A 20,865-nucleotide genomic window follows, 5' to 3' on the forward strand; every position below is an offset into this window, starting at 1 on the left:
TGCACCTCCATGAATAATAAATATCTATATTAATGTTGTGTTCCCAGTGTCTCTCGGAGCAGTTTTGCCCGATACATATCTCGTTCAGTAGCGTTCAGCTCATCGCCGAACATCTTTTGCAGAAATCCTGGCTGTGTCTTAACGTTAAGTTCATTAAGCACTGAAATCGAAAGACCTTCCAGAATGCCAAGGTCAACCCCAAGTCTCACATCAGACAGGCGTTGAGCAGATTCTTTAAGCTCCATAAGAGCTGCATAACATAAAATTCCGTAAGAACGCTTCACTCGGTCTGTTATTCTCAGGGCGGAATCAACAAGCAACCGTTCACGTGCATTTCGCTCATGCTCAATAATCTGGGTAACTACACTGTGAAGGTTCTCTATAATTTCACTTTCCGTTTGACCGAGAGTGATCTGATTAGAAATTTGAAAGATGTTCCCTACTGCTTCGCTACCCTCACCGTAAATTCCTCTTACAGTCAATCCCACTTGGTTTACTGCAGACAATATGCGATTGATCTGATGAGTCATTACAAGCGCTGGTAGATGCAGCATTACCGAGGCACGAAGCCCAGTACCAACATTGGTGGGACAACTAGTCAAATATCCTCTTTTATCATCAAAAGCGTAATTGACAGCTGCCTCGAATATATCATCGATCGCCGTCGCACGATCCCATGCTTCTCTAACCTGAAGACCAGGAAACAGACATTGGATTCGCAGATGGTCCTCTTCGTTAATCATGATGCTGACCGACTCATCTTCATTTAATAAGACAGCCGCACTGCGCGAATCATTAGCCAAGTTAGGACTGATTAGATGCTTCTCAACCAGTACCTTTTTGTCCAGTTCATTCACTTCATCAAGCTTTAGGAGTTGAAAAGATCCGAAATCTGCAGCTGCTTCCTCATGAAACACAGGAGCCAGTAGCTCTAATACTTCTTCCGATTGCTCTAAGGAAGCCAGCATTGGGAACGGAAGATGCTCTAGATTACGGGCAATACGCATACGACTGCTAATTACAATCTCAGAATGACTACCTCCAGAACGCATCCAATCACTAAGCGCTTGTTCAGTAAATCGGAGACTTGACATGTCATATCCCCCCTATATATCAAAGACTTTACTCTTGTGCTATTTCTTTTTCAAGTTTACGAATCTGATCTCGCAGCTCCGCTGCTTTCTCGAATTCTTCTTGTGTAATACTTTCCTGTAATTCCTGCTTGAGTTCATCAATTTGGCGTCTAAACACAATCTGAGCTCCTGCACGTTTCGGAATCTTACCTACATGTGAAGTACTGCCATGCACTCGCTTAAAAAGCGGGTCCAGTGCGCTGTTAAAATATTCATAACAGGAGCTACAGCCAAAACGGCCTAATTTACTAAACTGGGAGTACGTCATCCCACAATTCTCACATTGCAGACTCTGCGTTGTCTTCGTTGCAGCCGACTTCTCCTTGCCGGCACCTTCAAGATCAAGCAGACCTGAGAGCAGACTGTGGATGGAGAATCCTCCAGCCGTTCCGGGAATGAGTTCACCCTTCTCCCGTGCACAGCTCTCGCAGATATGAAACTCCGTCTTCTCTCCATTCACGATCTTAGTGAAGTGGAGTGTTGCCGGCTTGACGCCACATTCCTGGCATTGCATAAGCGAAAGCCCCTCCCTTATGGTTGACAATTATTTGCCTAACAAAGAGATTAACATCGCCTTCATAATCTTGGCACGAATCTCATCCCGGTATGGAATCTTAACCGTTAGGCATTCCCGAGAAACAGCAGCGCGCATAAGGCACGCTTCACGCTTACTTAGAAAACCAGCTTCCTCCAGCTGATAAATCAGCCCTTCAGCAGCGTTCTGATCAATCCCGCCACCTATAGTATGGTTTAAATGGGCATGCAGTGCCACGTTAGGCGGTAATTCAAAACGTTGAATTCGAATATATCCCCCGCCACCACGCTTACTTTCCACCACATAACCTTTTTCTAGAGTAAAGCGTGTACTGATGACATAATTGATCTGTGACGGTACGCATGAGAACTGGTCCGCCAGGTCATTTCGCTGGATTTCCACCGTACCTTCGGGACTTTCATGCAAAATATTCTTCAGATATTGTTCGATAATATCAGAGATATTGCGCATCACTCATCCTCCAGTGCTTAAATCTTATAATACCGATTGCAACTTGCATTCATAATGACAATGGTCTTTAATTGAACTTAAACATTTGTGGATAATCCCACGTGTTCAGAGGATCGGATCGCTGTCATTAAGCTTCGTTGACTTTGACTTTCTTTGACTTTTTAATATTATAACATATTCTGTGCTAATTCCAAGTGGATTCTCTTATTTTTCACTTTTTTCAGCGAATGTATTCGGAAATAAAGAACTCTCCCAACTTCTTTCGAAGGGGAGAGCCTAATTTTTGTCAAGTATAAACGTCTTCGTTGTCCTTATTAGGACGATAAGCGTTTATGCGAGAAATATAAGGATAATGTATAGCGTGAAACTTATACTTTCTTATATTTTTAAAAATGATCAAATAAAGCTGTCTGTGATTGTGGAATAATTTCTTCAAACCATTCCAGTGCTGCTGCGTGGCCAGAGACACTTCCATAACGAGCCATCTCTGTTGGTCGTTTGTATCCAAGCATCAAGGCTGTCAAAGTGCTTATATCACAGCTCAAGTCTGCTTCCGCCCGTTCCCCTTCCACTCGTATCAAAGTAGCCGAGCCCTCATTAGAAATATTCCATGCCCATAGCCCATCATTCCAAGGTGCATACTTATCTTCGATATATATAAGCTGCTTCTTTTGACTACTGTTTCCTCTGAAGGCGTAAGTTTCAATGAATGACTTGGCATTAACAATCCGCCCCATAAAATAAGGATAATTCTCTTGTCCTATACGTGGATCTGGCAGCAAGAAAGGTAATATGTCATCTGAAGGCACCAGCTTTAAGGATGCACCGGTCACCATCGAATCATGGTTCGCAAGAAATGTCCACAGCCCCTGCCGAGCTTGTTCATTCAAAAAAACAAATTCATCAATGACCAGTTCTCTGTTCTCTACCTTATACAGCACATATCCCTCTGGTTCACCACTCTTGGAGTAAAATACTGCACTCTTTCCTTCATCATCTAGAACAGAGTTCTCCCACCAGTCCAAATCGCGCTTAAGTGTCCCGTTATAACTGACAGCGAATCGAGTATATAGGCTATCCAATACTTCGATATCCTTTATGTCCCGTTTAACCTTGCCCTCAACTTCAACCTTTTTGGGAAACTTCGCTACTGGAATAGAGTATTTCTTATATTCACAATAAACCTCCCAGCCAAATTTACGATAAAACGGAATCAAGAACGGGTGTAGAAAAGAGAGCGTTTGACCTGCCTCATTCATCGTATGAAGTGCATGAGACAAAAGATTTGCCACATGTCCTTGTCTGCGGTTCTCTGGCCATGTAGCCACTCCTGCTATACCACCCATAGGTACCACTCTGCCCTGTATGTAGACTTGGAAAGGAATAATCGTCAATTTAGCTTCCAATGTTCCGTCCTCAAAAGCACCCCATACCTGTTCAGCCTTGAATCTTTCCTTAGCACTTGCCCTTTTTTCACTAGGAAGCTTGTACTGAAAAGCATATTCTGACAAGTTCATGCTTGCATCGAATTCTTCTGAACGTAACTGTCTTATTACCACAAACTCACCTCATCCTTTATAAAATTACTTTTAGGATAAGTATAACAAGAGCGTCAATTGTGCGCTAATCTATTGCATTATTTATAACTTTATTTTTAGTTATCCACAGCTCTATGCAGTTTTAAAAATAGTCTTGAAATCTTGTCACATCCAAGTTAAAATAGTTATCCACTTATCAATAGCTCTATCCACATAATCCCGGTTATATCCACAGCAACCCGTGTACTACTTAGGTTTTCTGTTGACATATCCATATAAATATGTATTTAATCCACACTATTTAGGGATTATTTCTCTTTCAATCATCTATCCACATGTGCGTAACTTTTCTGCAAATCCAAATGTTTATCCACAAGTTTTCCACAGCCTATAATAAACGCAAAAAAGCCACTGTCGATTACTCAACAGTGGTCTAATTGTGCTTGGCAACGTCCTACTCTCCCAGGACCCTTCGGTCCAAGTACCATCGGCGCTGGAGGGCTTAACGGTCGTGTTCGGGATGGGTACGCGTGGAACCCCTCCGCTATCGCCACCAAACATGCGTCTGTGAAACAGACGCTGCCGCGTGAAATTTCGTTCATCACCAGAAGTGAGAATGAATTTCTTAGCGTGTTACAGGCTTGAGTCGCCTGAAAACTGAATCCGAATTGAATTTGCGTTCTAAGTATAGGATAAGCCCTCGACCGATTAGTATTGGTCAGCTCCATGCATTACTGCACTTCCACCTCCAACCTATCTACCTCGTCGTCTTCAAGGGGTCTTACTAATTGGGAAATCTCATCTTGAGGGGGGCTTCACGCTTAGATGCTTTCAGCGCTTATCCCGTCCGTACGTAGCTACCCAGCCATGCTTCTGGCGAAACAACTGGTGCACCAGCGGTACGTCCATCCCGGTCCTCTCGTACTAAGGACAGCTCCTCTCAAATTTCCTGCGCCCACGACAGATAGGGACCGAACTGTCTCACGACGTTCTGAACCCAGCTCGCGTACCGCTTTAATGGGCGAACAGCCCAACCCTTGGGACCTACTTCAGCCCCAGGATGCGATGAGCCGACATCGAGGTGCCAAACCTCCCCGTCGATGTGGACTCTTGGGGGAGATAAGCCTGTTATCCCCAGGGTAGCTTTTATCCGTTGAGCGATGGCCCTTCCATGCGGTACCACCGGATCACTAAGTCCGACTTTCGTCCCTGCTCGACTTGTAGGTCTCGCAGTCAAGCTCCCTTATGCCTTTGCACTCTTCGAATGATTTCCAACCATTCTGAGGGAACCTTGGAACGCCTCCGTTACTCTTTAGGAGGCGACCGCCCCAGTCAAACTGCCCGCCTGACACGGTCCCCGTACCCGGTAAGGGTACTAGGTTAGAACCTAGATACGATCAGGGTGGTATCCCAACGGCGCCTCCACCGAAGCTTGCGCTCCGATTTCTACGGCTCCCACCTATCCTGTACAGATCGTACCCAAATTCAATATCAAGCTGCAGTAAAGCTCCATGGGGTCTTTCCGTCTTGTCGCGGGTAACCTGCATCTTCACAGGTATTAAAATTTCACCGGATCTCTCGTTGAGACAGCGCCCAAGTCGTTACGCCATTCGTGCGGGTCAGAATTTACCTGACAAGGAATTTCGCTACCTTAGGACCGTTATAGTTACGGCCGCCGTTTACTGGGGCTTCGGTTCATAGCTTCGGGTTACCCCTAACCACTCCCCTTAACCTTCCAGCACCGGGCAGGCGTCAGCCCGTATACTTCGCCTTGCGGCTTCGCACAGACCTGTGTTTTTGCTAAACAGTCGCTTGGGCCTTTTCACTGCGGCCCCCTCGTGCTATTCACACTACCGGGGCACCCCTTCTCCCGAAGTTACGGGGTCATTTTGCCGAGTTCCTTAACGAGAGTTCTTCCGCGCGCCTTAGAATTCTCTTCTCGCCTACCTGTGTCGGTTTGCGGTACGGGCACCTTCTCCTGGCTAGAGGCTTTTCTTGGCAGTGTGAGATCATGACCTTCGCTACTATAATTTTCGCTCCCCATCACAGCCCAGCCTTAACGATGTGCGGATTTGCCTACACATCAGCCTCACTGCTTAGACGGACATATCCATCAGTCCGCGTCACTACCCTCCTGCGTCACCCCATCGCTCATAGCGGATTACGGTGGTACAGTAATTTCAAACTGTTGTCCTTCGACTACGCCTTTCGGCCTCGCCTTAGGTCCCGACTTACCCTGAGCGGACGAGCCTTCCTCAGGAAACCTTGGGCTTTCGGCGGATCAGATTCTCACTGATCTTTTCGTTACTCATACCGGCATTCTCACTTGTATGCTGTCCAGCGCTCCTTACGGTACACCTTCAACCCACATACAACGCTCCCCTACCCCAGATACATACGTATCTAGCCATAGCTTCGGTGGTGTGTTTAGCCCCGTTACATTTTCGGCGCAGAGTCACTCGACCAGTGAGCTATTACGCACTCTTTCAATGGTGGCTGCTTCTAAGCCAACATCCTGGTTGTCTGTGCAACTCCACATCCTTTCCCACTTAACACACACTTGGGGACCTTAGCTGATGGTCTGGGCTGTTTCCCTTTTGACAATGGATCTTAGCACTCACTGTCTGACTCCCGGCAATAAGTATATGGCATTCGGAGTTTGACTGAGCTTGGTAATCCTTGCGGACCCCGCACCCAATCAGTGCTCTACCTCCACTACTCTTATACCGAGGCTAGCCCTAAAGCTATTTCGGGGAGAACCAGCTATCTCCGAGTTCGATTGGAATTTCTCCGCTACCCCCACCTCATCCCCGCATTTTTCAACATGCGTGGGTTCGGGCCTCCAGTGCGTGTTACCGCACCTTCACCCTGGACAGGGGTAGATCACACGGTTTCGGGTCTACGTCCACATACTAAATCGCCCTATTCAGACTCGCTTTCGCTGCGGCTCCGTCTTCTCGACTTAACCTTGCATGTTAAACGTAACTCGCCGGTTCATTCTACAAAAGGCACGCCATCACCCATTAATAGGGCTCTGACTTTTTGTAAGCACACGGTTTCAGGTTCTATTTCACTCCCCTTCCGGGGTGCTTTTCACCTTTCCCTCACGGTACTGTTTCACTATCGGTCGCCAGGTAGTATTTAGCCTTAGCAGATGGTCCTGCTGGATTCATACGGGGTTTCACGTGCCCCGCACTACTCGGGATCCGTCTCGGAGAGAACACAGTTTAGGCTACAGGGCTTTTACCTCTATCGCGGGCCTTTCCAGACCTCTTCGCCTACCATATTCCTTTGTAACTCCATGTGAGACGTCCCACAACCCCTAAGAGCAAGCTCTTAGGTTTAGGCTGTTCCGCGTTCGCTCGCCGCTACTGACGGAATCACTATTGTTTTCTCTTCCTCAGGGTACTTAGATGTTTCAGTTCCCCTGGTCTGCCTCTACATCTCCTATGTGTTCAGAGATGAGTAACTGCGAATTACCACAGCTGGGTTTCCCCATTCGGACACCCCCGGATCAAAGCTTGCTTACAGCTCCCCGAGGCAGTTTCGTTGTTCGCCACGTCCTTCGTCGGCTCCTGGCGCCTAGGCATCCTCCGTGTGCTCTTATTAGCTTAACCTTCGCTCCGATGTTTCGCTTGTTCGCACAATTGAAAATCTTCGCTTCCAGCTAATAACTAACGTACTTGTTTACACAAGTTTTAGCTAAAAGATGTTCTAAAACGCAAATTCGTTTCGGTATCCAGTTTTCAAGGATCAAGTTTAAAAATATTCTAGACATAACAAATAGATGAAGTTTGTTGGTGGAGCCAAGCGGGATCGAACCGCTGACCTCCTGCTTGCAAGGCAGGCGCTCTCCCAGCTGAGCTATGGCCCCGCAAATTCCATCAAAACCGAACAAATGGATACGCGTTAAATGATTTTGGAAGTTTAACTTCCGATTTGAATGTCTTCATTGCAGAAGACGATTCTCCATAGAAAGGAGGTGATCCAGCCGCACCTTCCGATACGGCTACCTTGTTACGACTTCACCCCAATCATCTACCCCACCTTCGGCGGCTGGCTCCCTTGCGGGTTACCCCACCGACTTCGGGTGTTGTAAACTCTCGTGGTGTGACGGGCGGTGTGTACAAGACCCGGGAACGTATTCACCGCGGCATGCTGATCCGCGATTACTAGCAATTCCGACTTCATGCAGGCGAGTTGCAGCCTGCAATCCGAACTGAGACCGGCTTTGATGGGATTGGCTTCACCTCGCGGTTTCGCTTCCCGTTGTACCGGCCATTGTAGTACGTGTGTAGCCCAGGTCATAAGGGGCATGATGATTTGACGTCATCCCCACCTTCCTCCGGTTTGTCACCGGCAGTCACTCTAGAGTGCCCAGCCTTACCTGCTGGCAACTAAAGTTAAGGGTTGCGCTCGTTGCGGGACTTAACCCAACATCTCACGACACGAGCTGACGACAACCATGCACCACCTGTCTCCTCTGTCCCGAAGGCCGCCACTATCTCTAGTGGATTCAGAGGGATGTCAAGACCTGGTAAGGTTCTTCGCGTTGCTTCGAATTAAACCACATACTCCACTGCTTGTGCGGGTCCCCGTCAATTCCTTTGAGTTTCAGTCTTGCGACCGTACTCCCCAGGCGGAGTGCTTACTGTGTTAACTTCGGCACCAAGGGTATCGAAACCCCTAACACCTAGCACTCATCGTTTACGGCGTGGACTACCAGGGTATCTAATCCTGTTTGCTCCCCACGCTTTCGCGCCTCAGCGTCAGTTACAGCCCAGAAAGTCGCCTTCGCCACTGGTGTTCCTCCACATATCTACGCATTTCACCGCTACACGTGGAATTCCACTTTCCTCTTCTGTACTCAAGTCACCCAGTTTCCAGTGCGACCTCAGGTTGAGCCCAAGGTTTAAACACCAGACTTAAATGACCGCCTGCGCGCGCTTTACGCCCAATAATTCCGGACAACGCTTGCCCCCTACGTATTACCGCGGCTGCTGGCACGTAGTTAGCCGGGGCTTTCTTCTCAGGTACCGTCACTCCGATAGCAGTTACTCTACCGGACGTTCTTCCCTGGCAACAGAGCTTTACGATCCGAAAACCTTCATCACTCACGCGGCGTTGCTCCGTCAGACTTTCGTCCATTGCGGAAGATTCCCTACTGCTGCCTCCCGTAGGAGTCTGGGCCGTGTCTCAGTCCCAGTGTGGCCGTTCACCCTCTCAGGTCGGCTACGCATCGTCGCCTTGGTGGGCCGTTACCCCACCAACTAGCTAATGCGCCGCAGGCCCATCCCTCAGTGACAGATTGCTCCGTCTTTCATTCTTCCTTCAGGAGAAAAAAGAAATTATCCGGTATTAGCTACCGTTTCCGGTAGTTATCCCAGTCTAAGGGGCAGGTTGCCTACGTGTTACTCACCCGTCCGCCGCTAAGTTAGTTTGAAAGCAAGCTTTCAAACTAACTCCGCTCGACTTGCATGTATTAGGCACGCCGCCAGCGTTCGTCCTGAGCCAGGATCAAACTCTCCAATTAGTATTGAAAAGAGCGATATGCTCATTTTGAAACTGACGATTCATTAAATGAATCTTTTAAAAATTAACGCGTTCCATTTGTTCAGTTTTCAAAGAACTTGCTCCCGGCATTTCGACATCAACTGTCTCTTGCACAGGAATTATAGTATATCATGTTGTCGTATTTCTTGTCAACTTATTTTTTCATCGTTTGTGTTTCATTTGTTCGATGCGTCATAAGCACAAGAGATAATATACCATGCTGTTCTTATGTTTGCAAGCTTTTTTTGAAATAAAAATAATCTACGAATAAATACTTTCAAACTAGCACAAACCAACACAAATTGTTTCCAATAATCCTTAATTTATGGCTAAATAGAATTTATCGTAATCCCATATATTAACTTCTAATGATACGTACGAGAGGAGTCTAAATGAAAAACAATCCATCTAGTGCTGCGACCCAAACAAACACCAAGGACAAGGAGCAGCGTAATCTGCAGCAAGCAACAATCTATAAGATTTTGCTGGCTGTCAGCTTTGTTCATTTATTTAACGATTCTATTCAGGCAGTCATCCCTGCAATCTTTCCTATTCTCAAAGATAACTTGATGCTCTCCTTCGCTCAGATTGGGTGGATCTCCTTTGCCTTAAACATGACGTCCTCTGTTATCCAACCAGTCATTGGGTATGCGGCAGATCGTAAGCCTCGTCCTATATTGTTACCACTGGGTATGTGCAGCACATTTCTAGGCGTACTTTTATTGGCTTATGCCAACAACTATATTCTTGTATTGTTTTCCGTCATGCTGATCGGTTTCGGATCTGCTACCTTTCATCCCGAAGGCATGCGTGTTGCTCATATGGCCGCCGGTCAGCGGAAAGGTCTTTCGCAATCTATTTTTCAAGTCGGCGGCAATGCTGGACAATCTTTAGGACCAATGCTCACGAAATGGATATTCATTCCCTTTGGGCAGATCGGCGCTCTTGGCTTCACTATCGTTGCGGCTGCCGGAATTGCCGTCCAGACCTATGTCGCTCGCTGGTATCGAGAGATGCTGGATGCGGGATATACGTTTCATAAAAAATCAACAGCTCGTGCAATCGATCCTGCCCGACGCAAAAGTATTCGAACGGCAACAATCATCCTCGTTTTCCTAGTCTTTGTAAGATCTTGGTACGGCGCTTCTATCGGCAGTTACTACGCTTTCTATTTAATGGACAAATATCAAATGACGCTTGATAAGGCCCAAATCTATATTTTTATGTATCTGGCAGCTGGAGCTGTCGGTACATTCTTTGGAGGCCCACTGGCAGACCGCTTCGGACGGCGTAATCTCATTCTTCTCTCTATGGTCGGAACAGTGCCCTTCGCACTGGCTCTACCCTTCGTGAACCAAATGTGGGCAGCTATACTCTTACTGATTGGCGGCTTCATCCTTTTGTCCAGCTTCTCTGTTACTGTAATCTATGCTCAGATGCTTTATCCAGGCAATATCGGAACAGTTTCAGGGTTAATCACTGGTCTTGCTTTTGGGCTCGGAGGAATTGGCTCCTTGGTACTCGGCAATCTGATTGACAGCATTGGAATTTCAAAAGTGTTTATAGCTTGTGGATTCCTACCTCTTTTGGGTTTCCTTGCTCTTCTGCTTCCTAGAGACGAGAAACTAGAAGAATGGGCCGCTCAATAAACATCAGTAACATCAGTAACATCAGTAACCACTTAACGCCTTACTCATGACTGTAGAAAATAGAGCGGCAGCCTTCCCGCTGCCCTCTGTCATATAATTATCCTTATTTGTACGATCAAACCCCATCCACACTGCAGCTGTCCATTCCGAAGTATAACCAACAAACCACAAATCCCGGTTAGCTTTCTTGCTTACGCCTGGCAGATCCAATTGGGTTGTTCCGGTTTTCCCCGCTACAGGCCTGTTCATTTGCGCTTTTTTGCCCGTTCCTTCATTGACAACATTACGTAGCATCATCGTCATTGCCTCTGCGGTTCGCTGCAATATTACCTGCCGTGATTCGGAGAGATGTGAATACACAACCTTCCCTTTTGAATCCATTATCGTGCGTACCATATGAGCCTCATTGAATTTACCTCCATTAGCAAAGACACCATAGGCTTGTGTCATTTTAAGTGGCGATACCCCATTATGAAGCCCTCCTAAAGCTATTGATAAATGGTTATCCTCCTCTGTCAGTACAATTCCTAATTTGGCTGCAAATTGCCGTGCAGAAGAGATTCCAACCTGCTTCAAAAGCCAAACAGCTGGCGCATTCACGGATTTTTGCAGCGCTCTACTCATTGTGATTTGACCTTGATACACACCGTTCAAATTCTCAGGTACATAGTTTCCATAAGCGTATTTGCGATCAGAAAGTATGCTATTCGGGCTAAACTTCCCGCTCTCTAGCGCGGGTCCATAATCAATGATCGGCTTGAAGCTGGAGCCTGGCTGCCGCGCATCAATTGTAGCTCTGTTCAAGCTCCCCTCATTTTGTTCACGCCCACCAATTAGTGCCACCACTTCACCTGTACGATGATCCATTATGGTCATAGCTGCTTCTACCTGCTGATCTTTTCCGTCAGGCGGGAAAGAAGAACCCTTTAGAAAAGCCTGCTCTAGCGCCTGCTGTGCTTTAATGTTCAACCCTGTAACGATAGTGTAGCCACCCGTTCGAAGCTCCTCCACAGACTTCCCAGTGATCTGAGCCGCTTCCTTAAGCGTAGCGTCCACATAATGCACACCAATGACTTCTACTTTGTTCGCAGCGGGAAGTTGATACTTTTTATCTCTGGCCTCAAGCATTTGTTCTTTAGTAATCAGTCCTTGATCTAACATAATCTGTAGAACGAGATTCCTTCTTGTTTTGGATAATGTACTATTGTCTACCGGATTATAAATAGACGGTCCTTTAGGGATTCCCGCCAAGGTGGCGATTTGCCACATTTCTAGTTTTTTCAAATCGGATACGCCGAAGTAACGTTCCGCAGCTGCCTTTACTCCATATTGTCCACGCCCCATGTAAATCTGATTGAGGTAAAGCCCTAAAATCTCTCGTTTTGATAACTGCCTCTCCAATGCAAGAGCAATGGATGCTTCGTTTAGCTTACGTATGACATTCTTGTTCCTGTTCAAATAAAGATTGCGAGCTAGCTGTTGAGTAATACTACTCCCGCCCTCGGAGAGATCCATATCCACAATATTATTTAGAAAAGCGCGAGAAATTCCTTTATAATCTAATCCCTGGTGGCTATAAAAGCGCCGGTCCTCCACCGCTAAAAACGTATTTATCAATAATGCAGGCATTTCCTCCAGCTCCGCTGAATGTCTATACCCCGAGCCCGGTAAAGGGATCATTCGTAATGTCGTCCCGTCCGAGGTCTTAATGATGCTCGATTCCGGCAGCTGAAGTTTATCCTCTTGCTGTTTAACCACTTGCCCGCCGTATTGAAATACGTAAAGCAAACCCACGAGCGCTATTATTATTCCAATGATACTCCCATCAAATAATAAATACCCCAGACGGAGTATCCGGGTACGCACGATCCATCTGCCATCCTTGCCTGAATGGGCTACACTTTGTTTTTTTTCGGTAACGGCATTCATGATTCTATAATCAGGTTCTCTAAGAACCGCTCCATACTACGGGCTTCAACACTCGCTGCTTCAAGAAGTGCTTGGGCTTCCATCCCATCATCCGTGTTGTCAGCCTCCTCTACCTCACGGAGAGCACGGAGAATTGCCCGAGTTCTTATCAATAAAGCTACAGCTGGTGTGTCCTGCATCGTTTCTGTTGCTACGCCTCTATTCGGAACTTCAATTCTTTGCATGCGATTCAGGTTAGCGGCGATTTGGCCTACTTCTCCTCCAGAGAGAACCTTGATTTCTTTTGTTACTCCCTTGTCTGCTAACTCTGAGGTTCCAATCAATACCGTGTGCAAATCGTCGGCAATTTTCTGTGAACGGAGAATAAACAACCCACTGAAGAATAGAACAAATAGAATTATGACGCTAGGGATTGTTCCAACATGATTAATGGTCCAATGGATAAGACGAACAAAAAAGACGCCTGATTTCCCCGAATAATGAGAATACAGCAAAGCAACAGCCCGCTGGACAGCAAAAAGAAAGGCAGCACTCAAAAGAGCACTCCCTATAAAAATATAAAGATAATGGATGCGAACCGTCCGAAGTTTGTGCATAGTCATTCCCTCCTTGTGCTCACAAGGATATCTTCCAAATCTTAAGAACCCGCCAAGAGTTTTCTTAAGATTCTATGAAGAATGGGAAATAGGTGATAAAATCCGTCCGAAGCGGGGAGCTTTCTACATAAATAACGCCATTGTGGCGTTCGATGATACTTTTGGAAATGGCAAGACCTAGGCCTGAACCGCCTGTATGCTGTGAACGAGACTTCTCTGCTCGATAGAATCGTTCAAAAATAAACGGAATATCGCTCTCTGCAATCATCTCTCCAAAATTGCTAATGCGGACAACCGCTTCATTTCCCCTTTTACTGAAACCAATCTCCACTTTCCCGCCGCTTCTACCGTAACGGATCGCGTTCGTAATCAAATTTTCATAAGCACGAACTAATTCTTTAGGGGAAGCCTCTATCCACAACTCACCAGCTTGGTCATCGATCTCATAGGTCATTTCAGCCTTTGTTAGTTCGGGAACTGACTCCTCCGCTAGCTGCCGTATAAATGCTTTTAAATCTAATCGCTCCATAACCAGAGGGTATTCCCCACTATTTACGCGTGTATATTCAAAAAGATCGTCGATCAGTTTACGCAGCACAAGGGATTTGTTGTAGGCTATGCTCACGTAATATCGTATTTCTACTTCTTCCTGGCATCGATCTTGCTCGATATATTCCAGAAAACCGAGTACAGAGGTAAGGGGGGTTCGTAAATCGTGGGAGACACCTGTGATCAAGTCATTTTTTGCATTCACTGCTTTACGTTCCTCTTCCACGGAGTGCTGCAAACGTTCAGCCATTTCATTAATATTCTCAGCCAGCACTCCCAGCTCGTCCGTGGTTCTGACTTCAATTCGGTGCGACATCCCGGAGCTTGTGATTTCCCGAATCCCTTTGGTGATCTCCTCCAGATACAGTACTACTTTACGAGTATAGATAAAAAAGAACAGCAAAAAGCTGATAATACCAGCTGCGGTCAGCAGTGGCATAGAGCCAATATGATTAATGATCCAACGTAAGATACGTGAATAGGGAGCTGACTCTGACACTGGATTCAGATAGATCATGAAATTAACGAGCTGGTAACCTGCAAACAGCAGTAATCCACCGGAAAGCACACTAAGCAAAAAGGCGTATATAAACTTCCAACGAATCGTAGTTATATATTTTGAATTCAAGAAGCCTCACCTAATCCTTTCAGGAAGGTCCATCTAATTTATAGCCAACTCCCCAGACGGTTTGGATATAACGGGGGCGCTTCGAATCCACTTCGATTTTGTCGCGGAGGTTACGAATATGTACCATAACAGTATTACCCCCATCTAAAAATGGTTCGTTCCACACCTTATCGTATATCTGCTCTAAGCTGAGCACTTGACCTTGGTGCCTTGCCAAAAGCTCTAAAATAGAAAATTCCCGGGGGGTCAGCTTAATCTTCTGCTGGTCTATATGTACCTCATGCTTAGACGTATCTATAGTTAAATCTTCAAAGCTAAGTTTGCTGTCACTCCCTAGGCTACTACTATCTTTATTGAAAGCGTGATAACGACGCAGCTGTGACTTAACTCGTGCCACAATCTCCAAAGGATTAAACGGCTTGCCCACGTAGTCGTCCGCTCCTATGCTAAGTCCTGAGATTTTGTCCATATCCGTATTTTTGGCTGAAAGGATGATAATTGGCATCTTCCGTTCTTCACGGATCTTCATGCATGCAGCTAATCCATCCATCTTAGGCATCATGACATCAAGAATAATTAGATCGACTTCTTCCTTCTGCAGACACGCCAGTGCCTCCATCCCATCATAAGCTTTAAGCAGGCGATAGCCCTCATTACTGAGGTATATCGATAACAGCTCTACAATTTCCTTCTCATCATCTACTAACAATATCGTTTCTCTCTTCACAGGAGGGGTTTCCTTTCAAATATAGTAATAATTATCTATAGCTTCTATATTAGCAGATCCATCGAATGATTTTCCTCGAAAATAGAAACATGTACTTAAAATCGAACGACAATAAGTAGGTTACGCAAAAAAAGGTACCCGCTCCACTCGTACTTAAACGAAATGGAACTGGTACCCTTTTAGAATTTAGTAAAAATATGCTTACATCTCCAGCAGTCGAATCAGCTCATCCTCATCCTCGATGACCTGAATACCTAGCTGCTGTGCTTTGGCCAGTTTACTACCTGCCTTCTCGCCGGCAATAACCAAATCCGTCTTCTTAGATACACTTCCAGACACCTTCGCTCCGAGTGCTTCCAGACGTTCGGCTGCTTCGTCACGTGTAAGCTTTTGTAATGAACCGGTCAACACTACCGTTTTTCCGCTAAAGAAGGAATCCGTGCTAACAGGACGTGGGGCCTCAGGAGCTTTTGCTTCAACCCCAAGCGCGCGCAACCGAGCAACATTCGCCACGACTACAGGATCTGCGAAGAAGTTAACAATGCTCTCGGCGACAATCCCGCCAATGTCCGGCAACTCGGCAAGTTCTTCCGCTTTAGCCTGCATCACAGCATCCAGATCGCGGAAATGATCAGCCAGCATCTTAGTTGTTGCTTTACCTGTGTTAGGGATTCCTAACGCAAAGAGGAATGAGGCGAGATCGCGCCCTTTGCTATCTTCTAACGCTTGCAGTAAATTCTGTGCTTTTTTCTCCCCGAAACGGTTCAGCTGTACAAGCTGCTCAAAGGACAATTCATACAAATCCGCAGAGTCATGAACATTAAGCTCGTCGTAGAGCTGACCTGCCGTCTTCTCACTAAACGTCTCAATATCCATCGCATCTCGTGAAGCGAAATGGGTGATCCGAGTAATAATTTGCGGTCTACAGTTCAGCTTATTATTACAGAAAAGATGCGCACCGCGCATTTCTAGCGGAAATCCGCAAGCCGGGCAATCCTCAGGGAAAATAATTTCTCCTCCGTCATTCTCTTCTGTTACCTTGCCGAGAATTTCCGGGATAACATCATTAGAACGCCGAATAAACACTCGTGAGCCTAAGGCGAATTTCAAGTTTTTGCGCTCAATATCGCCCACATTATTTAATGTGCAATTCTGTACGGTAACTCCAGCAAGCTCTACGGCTTCAACACGAGCTAAAGGAGTCACTTTACCTGTACGTCCTACATTCCAGCTAACAGACTCAAGCACGGTCGTTGTTTCTTCAGCTTCAAATTTATAAGCCACTGCCCAGCGAGGGAACTTGTCAGTGTAACCAAGAACTTCACGAATACGGAAATCCGTCACCTTGATCACCGCTCCATCAATGAGGTAATCAAGACTTGAACGACTCTCCTCGATTCCAGCAAGCTGCTCAGTCACATCATCGAAATCATTACAGTAAGTCAGATAAGGATTTACTTTGAATTTGTTATTCCGTAGAAAATCCATCATCTCCTGATGATCGGCGAACTCTACACCTTCTCCAAAACCTACATTATAGAAATATGCATTCAAACGACGTTCTGCAGTAGTCTTCGGATTAAGATTGCGCAGTGCACCTGCCGCCGCATTACGTGCATTCTTAAGCGGCTCTGCAGCCCGGGTATTATAATCAGCGAGCACAGACAGATTCATAATCCCTTCACCCTGAACCTCAATAACACCTTCTTTAAAAGGAATCGTTAATGGAACAGACTTAATGGTCTTCACCTGAGCAAGTATTCCTTCACCAATGACACCATTACCACGCGTCGATGCCTGTTCGAGAACACCATTCCGATAGGTTAGATTCAGCGTCAAGCCATCAAACTTCAGTTCTACTGCATAACAAGGATCAGGTAGAGGGTTGCCTGGGTTCTTAAGATTGTACTCATTCACTAAGCGGAGTACCCGCGTATTCCAGCTCCGCAGCTGTTCAATATTCTGTGCTTTATCGAGACTCCAAAGCGGAGCCAGATGCCGATGCGGCGTGAAGCCCTTAAGCAGCTCTCCACCTACACGTTGTGTAGGTGAATCCGGTAGTACGAAGCCACTCTCAGCCTCCAGTGCTACAAGCTTGTCGTATAAAACATCGTATTCCTTATCGCTGACTAGCGGAGCATCCAGCGTGTAATAGTGGTAATTATAATTATTTAACTCCGCAACAAGCTCTTCCATCACATGCATAGCATCCATGCAGGTACATCCCTCCGTCAATAAGTTTCCTAATGGTTAGCGTGGTCTAAATATCCGTTCGTTAATCGTTTCCTACTATTATTCCACCCTGGTAATCGGCGCAAACCCTGCAAGCAGTCGTTTTACACCCACTGGTGCCGGAAAAGCAATCTGCAGCTCCGTATCATTCCCGGTGCCCTTTACAGCTACAACGGTGCCAGTGCCCCATTTGCCGTGCGAAACTTTATCACCCGCTTTGTATTCGCCAGCTGCTGCAGCCCCTGCTCCAGTAGCGCGCTGTGCGCCTCCGGAGGTTACGGTCACGCTGCTCTTGCTTGTCGCTGCGGACGCTGTGCTTCCGCTGCCAATCGGCGCCGCACCAGCAGCTCCACTTCGGCCGCCGAAGTTCCCACGACTGCCGCCACTGAAGCCGCGTCCGCCGTAAGCACCGCCTACCTCTGAGCCTCCGCGTTGGAAGCGGTCCTGCGTCTTCGCGGTATCTTCCTTCAACTCCTCCGGAATCTCTTCAATGAAGCGGGACGGCTGATTCGCCGTCGTCCGCCCAAAGAGCGTACGCATCCGCGCGCAAGAGAGAAACAATTGTTTCTCGGCGCGGGTGATCCCTACATATGCAAGCCGGCGTTCCTCTTCGAGCTCATCGTTGTCTTGGAAGGCTCGGCTGTGCGGGAACACGCCTTCTTCCATCCCGACGATAAATACCGTTGGGAACTCCAGACCTTTGGCGCTGTGCATCGTCATCAGGACTACAGCGTCACTACGGTCCTCTTCATCATCATTCACACTATCAATATCTGCGATAAGTGCAAGATCCGTGAGGAAGGAGACAAGCGACTTGTCCTCGTTATTCTTTTCAAACTCCATCGTCACGGACAAGAACTCATCGATATTCTCTAGTCGCGAGCGAGATTCGAGAGTGTTTTCATTTTGCAGCTCCAAACGGTACTGTGACATCTCCAGTATTTTTTCCGTCAGTTCTGTTACGGACAAGAACTCCACCATACGGTGCAGAGCTTCAATCATATCGTAGAACTCTACTAGCATATTCCGCGTCCGTCCGGCAAAGCCCAAATCATCTACAGTTTGCAGTACGCGGAAAATAGAAACACCACGCTCACCAGCCGCAGCTGCCAGCTTACCAACCGTTGTATCCCCTAATCCCCGCTTAGGTACATTAATAATACGCGTCAGGCTGATATCATCATCAGGGTTAGATAACAGGCGTAAATAAGCGAGCAGATCTTTGATTTCTTTACGATCATAGAACTTAATCCCGCCCACGATTTGATACGGAATATCAGATTTAATTAGAATTTCCTCGATTACCCGTGACTGGGCATTCGTACGATACAGTATCGCATGATTCTGGTAGGCTTGACCCTGTTTCACATTTTTGCTGATTTCTCCGGTTACAAAGTAACCTTCATCATGCTCGGAGTCCGCCCGGTACACCTTAATCTTGGCGCCTTCCTCGGAATCGGTCCACAGCTTCTTCGGCTTACGTCCACTATTGAGTGCGATCACACCATTGGCTGCATTCAGGATATTAGCAGTTGAACGGTAGTTCTGCTCTAGAAGAATGGTCTTCGCTTCTGGATAGTCCTCTTCAAAATTAAGAATGTTCGTAATATCCGCTCCGCGCCAGCGATAAATCGACTGGTCACTATCCCCTACCACACAAATCCGGTGATGGCTATCAGCGAGCATACGGCACAACATATACTGCGCTCTGTTCGTATCCTGATACTCATCCACGTGGATGTATTTGAATTTCTTTTGGTAGAAATCAAGTACCTCGGGAACTTCCTTAAACAGTTCGATGGTCTTCATAATCAAATCATCAAAATCAAGCGAGTTATTGCTTCTTAGACGTCTTTGATACATCTTATATACCTTTGCAACTAAGCCTTCAAAATAATCGCCAACCTTCTGCTCATACTGCGCCGGAGTGATCAGTTCATTCTTGGATGCGCTAATGATAGCCTGCACAGCTTTTGGTTCGAATTTCTTCGTATCAATATTCAGTTCCTTCATACAGTTACGTATTACGGATAACTGATCTGTAGAGTCCAGAATGGAGAAGTTGGAGGTAAAACCAATCCGCTCGATATCCTTCCGCAAAATCCGAACACACATAGAGTGAAAGGTGGATACCCAGATATCTCTTCCCTCAGGTCCGACAAGCTTAGATACACGTTCCTGCATTTCCCGCGCGGCTTTATTCGTAAACGTAATCGCCAAAATCGCCCAAGGTGGCGCCTTTCGATTGGCAATCAGCCAGGCAATTCTATGAGTCAACACTCTCGTCTTCCCACTGCCCGCACCAGCCATAATCAAAAGTGGTCCGTCAGTAGTTTCGACAGCCTGTCTTTGTGGAGGATTCAGTCGACTTACTGCGTCTTGTATGCTAATAAGTTGCATGTGTAACATGCTCCTTTCTAAATATAAAATCACAAATCATAAGTAGTCCTAAAAATAACCACTAAGCATAAACGCCTTTGGCGTCCTTATAAGGACGGTAAGTGTTTATGCGAAAAATATAAGGATAATGTATCACGTGAAACTTATACTTTCTTATAATTTAATCGAATTTCTCTTGTACTGTCTTTTTTACAGCCGCGACTGTTAGCAGTGCCTGCTGTACATCACTATAAATAATATTGCCGACCACTACTGTATCACATAGAGCTGCTGCCTGCTCGGCTTCCGCCTCACAAGTAATGCCCCCACCATAAAAAAGTTGGGCTTGATCCACCATTTCGCGTACTGTCCGCACAGTCTCCATATCCCCGAACCTACCACTGTATTCAAGATAAACAATCGGCAGTGACATCAGCCTGTCCGCAACCTGAGCATAAGCAGCCGCTTCTTCAGCATCAATGGCCGTCTCAGCCCCTGTAATCCGTGCAACTGAAGAGTCACTATTCAGCACAATATAACCTTCCGTTAGAAGCGAATCCCATGGAATCATAAATCCATAGCGTTCAATAGCTCGGCGATGATGGCCTACAATCCAAGCTGGATCGGGCGTATTAAGCACCATAGGGATCATATAAAGATCAAATCCGGGAACAGCAGCTTCAAGTTCGGATACCTCAAGTGCACAAGGTAACTCAAACTGTTTTACTCTTGCTAGGAGATCCACTGTATTCTCATAGGTTACTCCTGTTGAGCCCCCTATCAGTATGGCATCCGTGCCAGATAAGCAAACGGCCTCCAAATCCTCATCCGAAATCATCCGGTCAGGGTCTAGCTTAAATACATGCCGCCAAGGTTTGATCATTTGCTGCACTGATTTCATGAGAATCATCCTTAATAGTCATTTGGGCAAGACAAAGACACTCCT

At 46.4% G+C, this 20,865-nt stretch carries 12 protein-coding genes, 1 tRNA gene and 3 rRNA genes; 1 reads left to right on the forward strand and 15 read right to left on the reverse strand.

Annotated features, from left to right (window positions below; translation table 11 throughout):
• Positions 1 to 29 precede the first annotated feature (29 nt).
• From MHI27_RS28080 to MHI27_RS28115, 8 genes are all read right to left on the reverse strand, one after another.
• On the reverse strand, positions 30 to 1,094 hold the full coding sequence (locus MHI27_RS28080) for a protein arginine kinase (protein ID WP_042192210.1): 1,065 nt from the start codon (positions 1,092 to 1,094) through the stop codon (positions 30 to 32).
• A gap of 28 nt (positions 1,095 to 1,122) precedes the next feature.
• The gene (locus MHI27_RS28085; protein ID WP_405175108.1) at positions 1,123 to 1,647 is read right to left on the reverse strand and encodes a UvrB/UvrC motif-containing protein; all 525 of its coding nucleotides are present in this window, start codon (positions 1,645 to 1,647) and stop codon (positions 1,123 to 1,125) included.
• A 30-nt stretch (positions 1,648 to 1,677) separates the two neighbouring features.
• The gene (locus tag MHI27_RS28090; protein WP_042131251.1) at positions 1,678 to 2,139 is read right to left on the reverse strand and encodes a CtsR family transcriptional regulator; all 462 of its coding nucleotides are present in this window, start codon (positions 2,137 to 2,139) and stop codon (positions 1,678 to 1,680) included.
• A gap of 386 nt (positions 2,140 to 2,525) precedes the next feature.
• Complete coding sequence (eis, locus tag MHI27_RS28095) at positions 2,526 to 3,698, reverse strand: enhanced intracellular survival protein Eis (protein ID WP_405175109.1); 1,173 nt, start codon at positions 3,696 to 3,698, stop codon at positions 2,526 to 2,528.
• Between the two features lie 420 nt (positions 3,699 to 4,118).
• Positions 4,119 to 4,235 (reverse strand): 5S ribosomal RNA (gene rrf / locus MHI27_RS28100).
• A 130-nt stretch (positions 4,236 to 4,365) separates the two neighbouring features.
• Positions 4,366 to 7,294: ribosomal RNA gene (locus MHI27_RS28105) — 23S ribosomal RNA — on the reverse strand.
• A gap of 181 nt (positions 7,295 to 7,475) precedes the next feature.
• Positions 7,476 to 7,551, reverse strand: a tRNA-Ala gene (locus MHI27_RS28110).
• 101 nt (positions 7,552 to 7,652) lie between these two features.
• Positions 7,653 to 9,210: ribosomal RNA gene (locus MHI27_RS28115) — 16S ribosomal RNA — on the reverse strand.
• The 16S, 23S and 5S rRNA genes sit together here with 1 tRNA gene alongside, the layout of an rRNA operon.
• Positions 9,211 to 9,622: 412 nt before the next feature.
• Here MHI27_RS28115 and MHI27_RS28120 point away from each other — a divergent pair.
• Complete coding sequence (locus tag MHI27_RS28120) at positions 9,623 to 10,879, forward strand: MFS transporter (RefSeq protein WP_149645253.1); 1,257 nt, start codon at positions 9,623 to 9,625, stop codon at positions 10,877 to 10,879.
• 21 nt (positions 10,880 to 10,900) lie between these two features.
• Here MHI27_RS28120 and MHI27_RS28125 read toward each other — a convergent pair whose 3' ends face one another.
• From MHI27_RS28125 to MHI27_RS28155, 7 genes are all read right to left on the reverse strand, one after another.
• A complete protein-coding gene (locus MHI27_RS28125) occupies positions 10,901 to 12,808 on the reverse strand; it encodes a transglycosylase domain-containing protein (protein WP_405175110.1) in 1,908 nt (635 codons plus the stop codon).
• The gene (locus tag MHI27_RS28130) at positions 12,805 to 13,404 is read right to left on the reverse strand and encodes a hypothetical protein (protein WP_405175111.1); all 600 of its coding nucleotides are present in this window, start codon (positions 13,402 to 13,404) and stop codon (positions 12,805 to 12,807) included. Before MHI27_RS28130 ends, MHI27_RS28125 begins: the two co-directional genes overlap by 4 nt.
• Positions 13,405 to 13,468: 64 nt before the next feature.
• A complete protein-coding gene (locus MHI27_RS28135; protein ID WP_405175112.1) occupies positions 13,469 to 14,581 on the reverse strand; it encodes a sensor histidine kinase in 1,113 nt (370 codons plus the stop codon).
• A gap of 19 nt (positions 14,582 to 14,600) precedes the next feature.
• Positions 14,601 to 15,308: a response regulator transcription factor gene (locus tag MHI27_RS28140; RefSeq protein ID WP_405175113.1), complete on the reverse strand. Its 708-nt coding sequence runs from the start codon at positions 15,306 to 15,308 to the stop codon at positions 14,601 to 14,603.
• A gap of 201 nt (positions 15,309 to 15,509) precedes the next feature.
• Positions 15,510 to 17,522: an NAD-dependent DNA ligase LigA gene (gene ligA / locus MHI27_RS28145; protein ID WP_405175114.1), complete on the reverse strand. Its 2,013-nt coding sequence runs from the start codon at positions 17,520 to 17,522 to the stop codon at positions 15,510 to 15,512.
• Positions 17,523 to 17,600: 78 nt separating this feature from the next.
• Entirely contained in the window at positions 17,601 to 19,940 is a 2,340-nt protein-coding gene (gene pcrA, locus MHI27_RS28150) for a DNA helicase PcrA (protein WP_076286912.1), read from the reverse strand.
• A 160-nt stretch (positions 19,941 to 20,100) separates the two neighbouring features.
• Positions 20,101 to 20,820: a heptaprenylglyceryl phosphate synthase gene (locus MHI27_RS28155; protein WP_405175115.1), complete on the reverse strand. Its 720-nt coding sequence runs from the start codon at positions 20,818 to 20,820 to the stop codon at positions 20,101 to 20,103.
• Positions 20,821 to 20,865 lie beyond the last annotated feature (45 nt).

The organism is Paenibacillus sp. FSL H8-0261, from assembly GCF_045040645.1.
Lineage (GTDB): Bacteria > Bacillota > Bacilli > Paenibacillales > Paenibacillaceae > Paenibacillus_AQ.

Excerpts from the sequence above, each read along its gene's own strand:
- MHI27_RS28080 (WP_042192210.1), bottom strand. The coding sequence starts at position 1,094 with ATGTCAAGTCTCCGATTTACTGAACAAGCGCTTAGTGATTGGATGCGT.
- MHI27_RS28085 (WP_405175108.1), bottom strand. The coding sequence starts at position 1,647 with ATGCAATGCCAGGAATGTGGCGTCAAGCCGGCAACACTCCACTTCACT.
- MHI27_RS28090 (WP_042131251.1), bottom strand. The coding sequence starts at position 2,139 with ATGCGCAATATCTCTGATATTATCGAACAATATCTGAAGAATATTTTG.
- MHI27_RS28120 (WP_149645253.1), top strand. The coding sequence starts at position 9,623 with ATGAAAAACAATCCATCTAGTGCTGCGACCCAAACAAACACCAAGGAC.
- MHI27_RS28125 (WP_405175110.1), bottom strand. The coding sequence starts at position 12,808 with ATGAATGCCGTTACCGAAAAAAAACAAAGTGTAGCCCATTCAGGCAAG.
- MHI27_RS28130 (WP_405175111.1), bottom strand. The coding sequence starts at position 13,404 with ATGCACAAACTTCGGACGGTTCGCATCCATTATCTTTATATTTTTATA.
- ligA (WP_405175114.1), bottom strand. The coding sequence starts at position 17,522 with ATGGATGCTATGCATGTGATGGAAGAGCTTGTTGCGGAGTTAAATAAT.
- pcrA (WP_076286912.1), bottom strand. The coding sequence starts at position 19,940 with ATGCAACTTATTAGCATACAAGACGCAGTAAGTCGACTGAATCCTCCA.
- MHI27_RS28155 (WP_405175115.1), bottom strand. The coding sequence starts at position 20,820 with ATGAAATCAGTGCAGCAAATGATCAAACCTTGGCGGCATGTATTTAAG.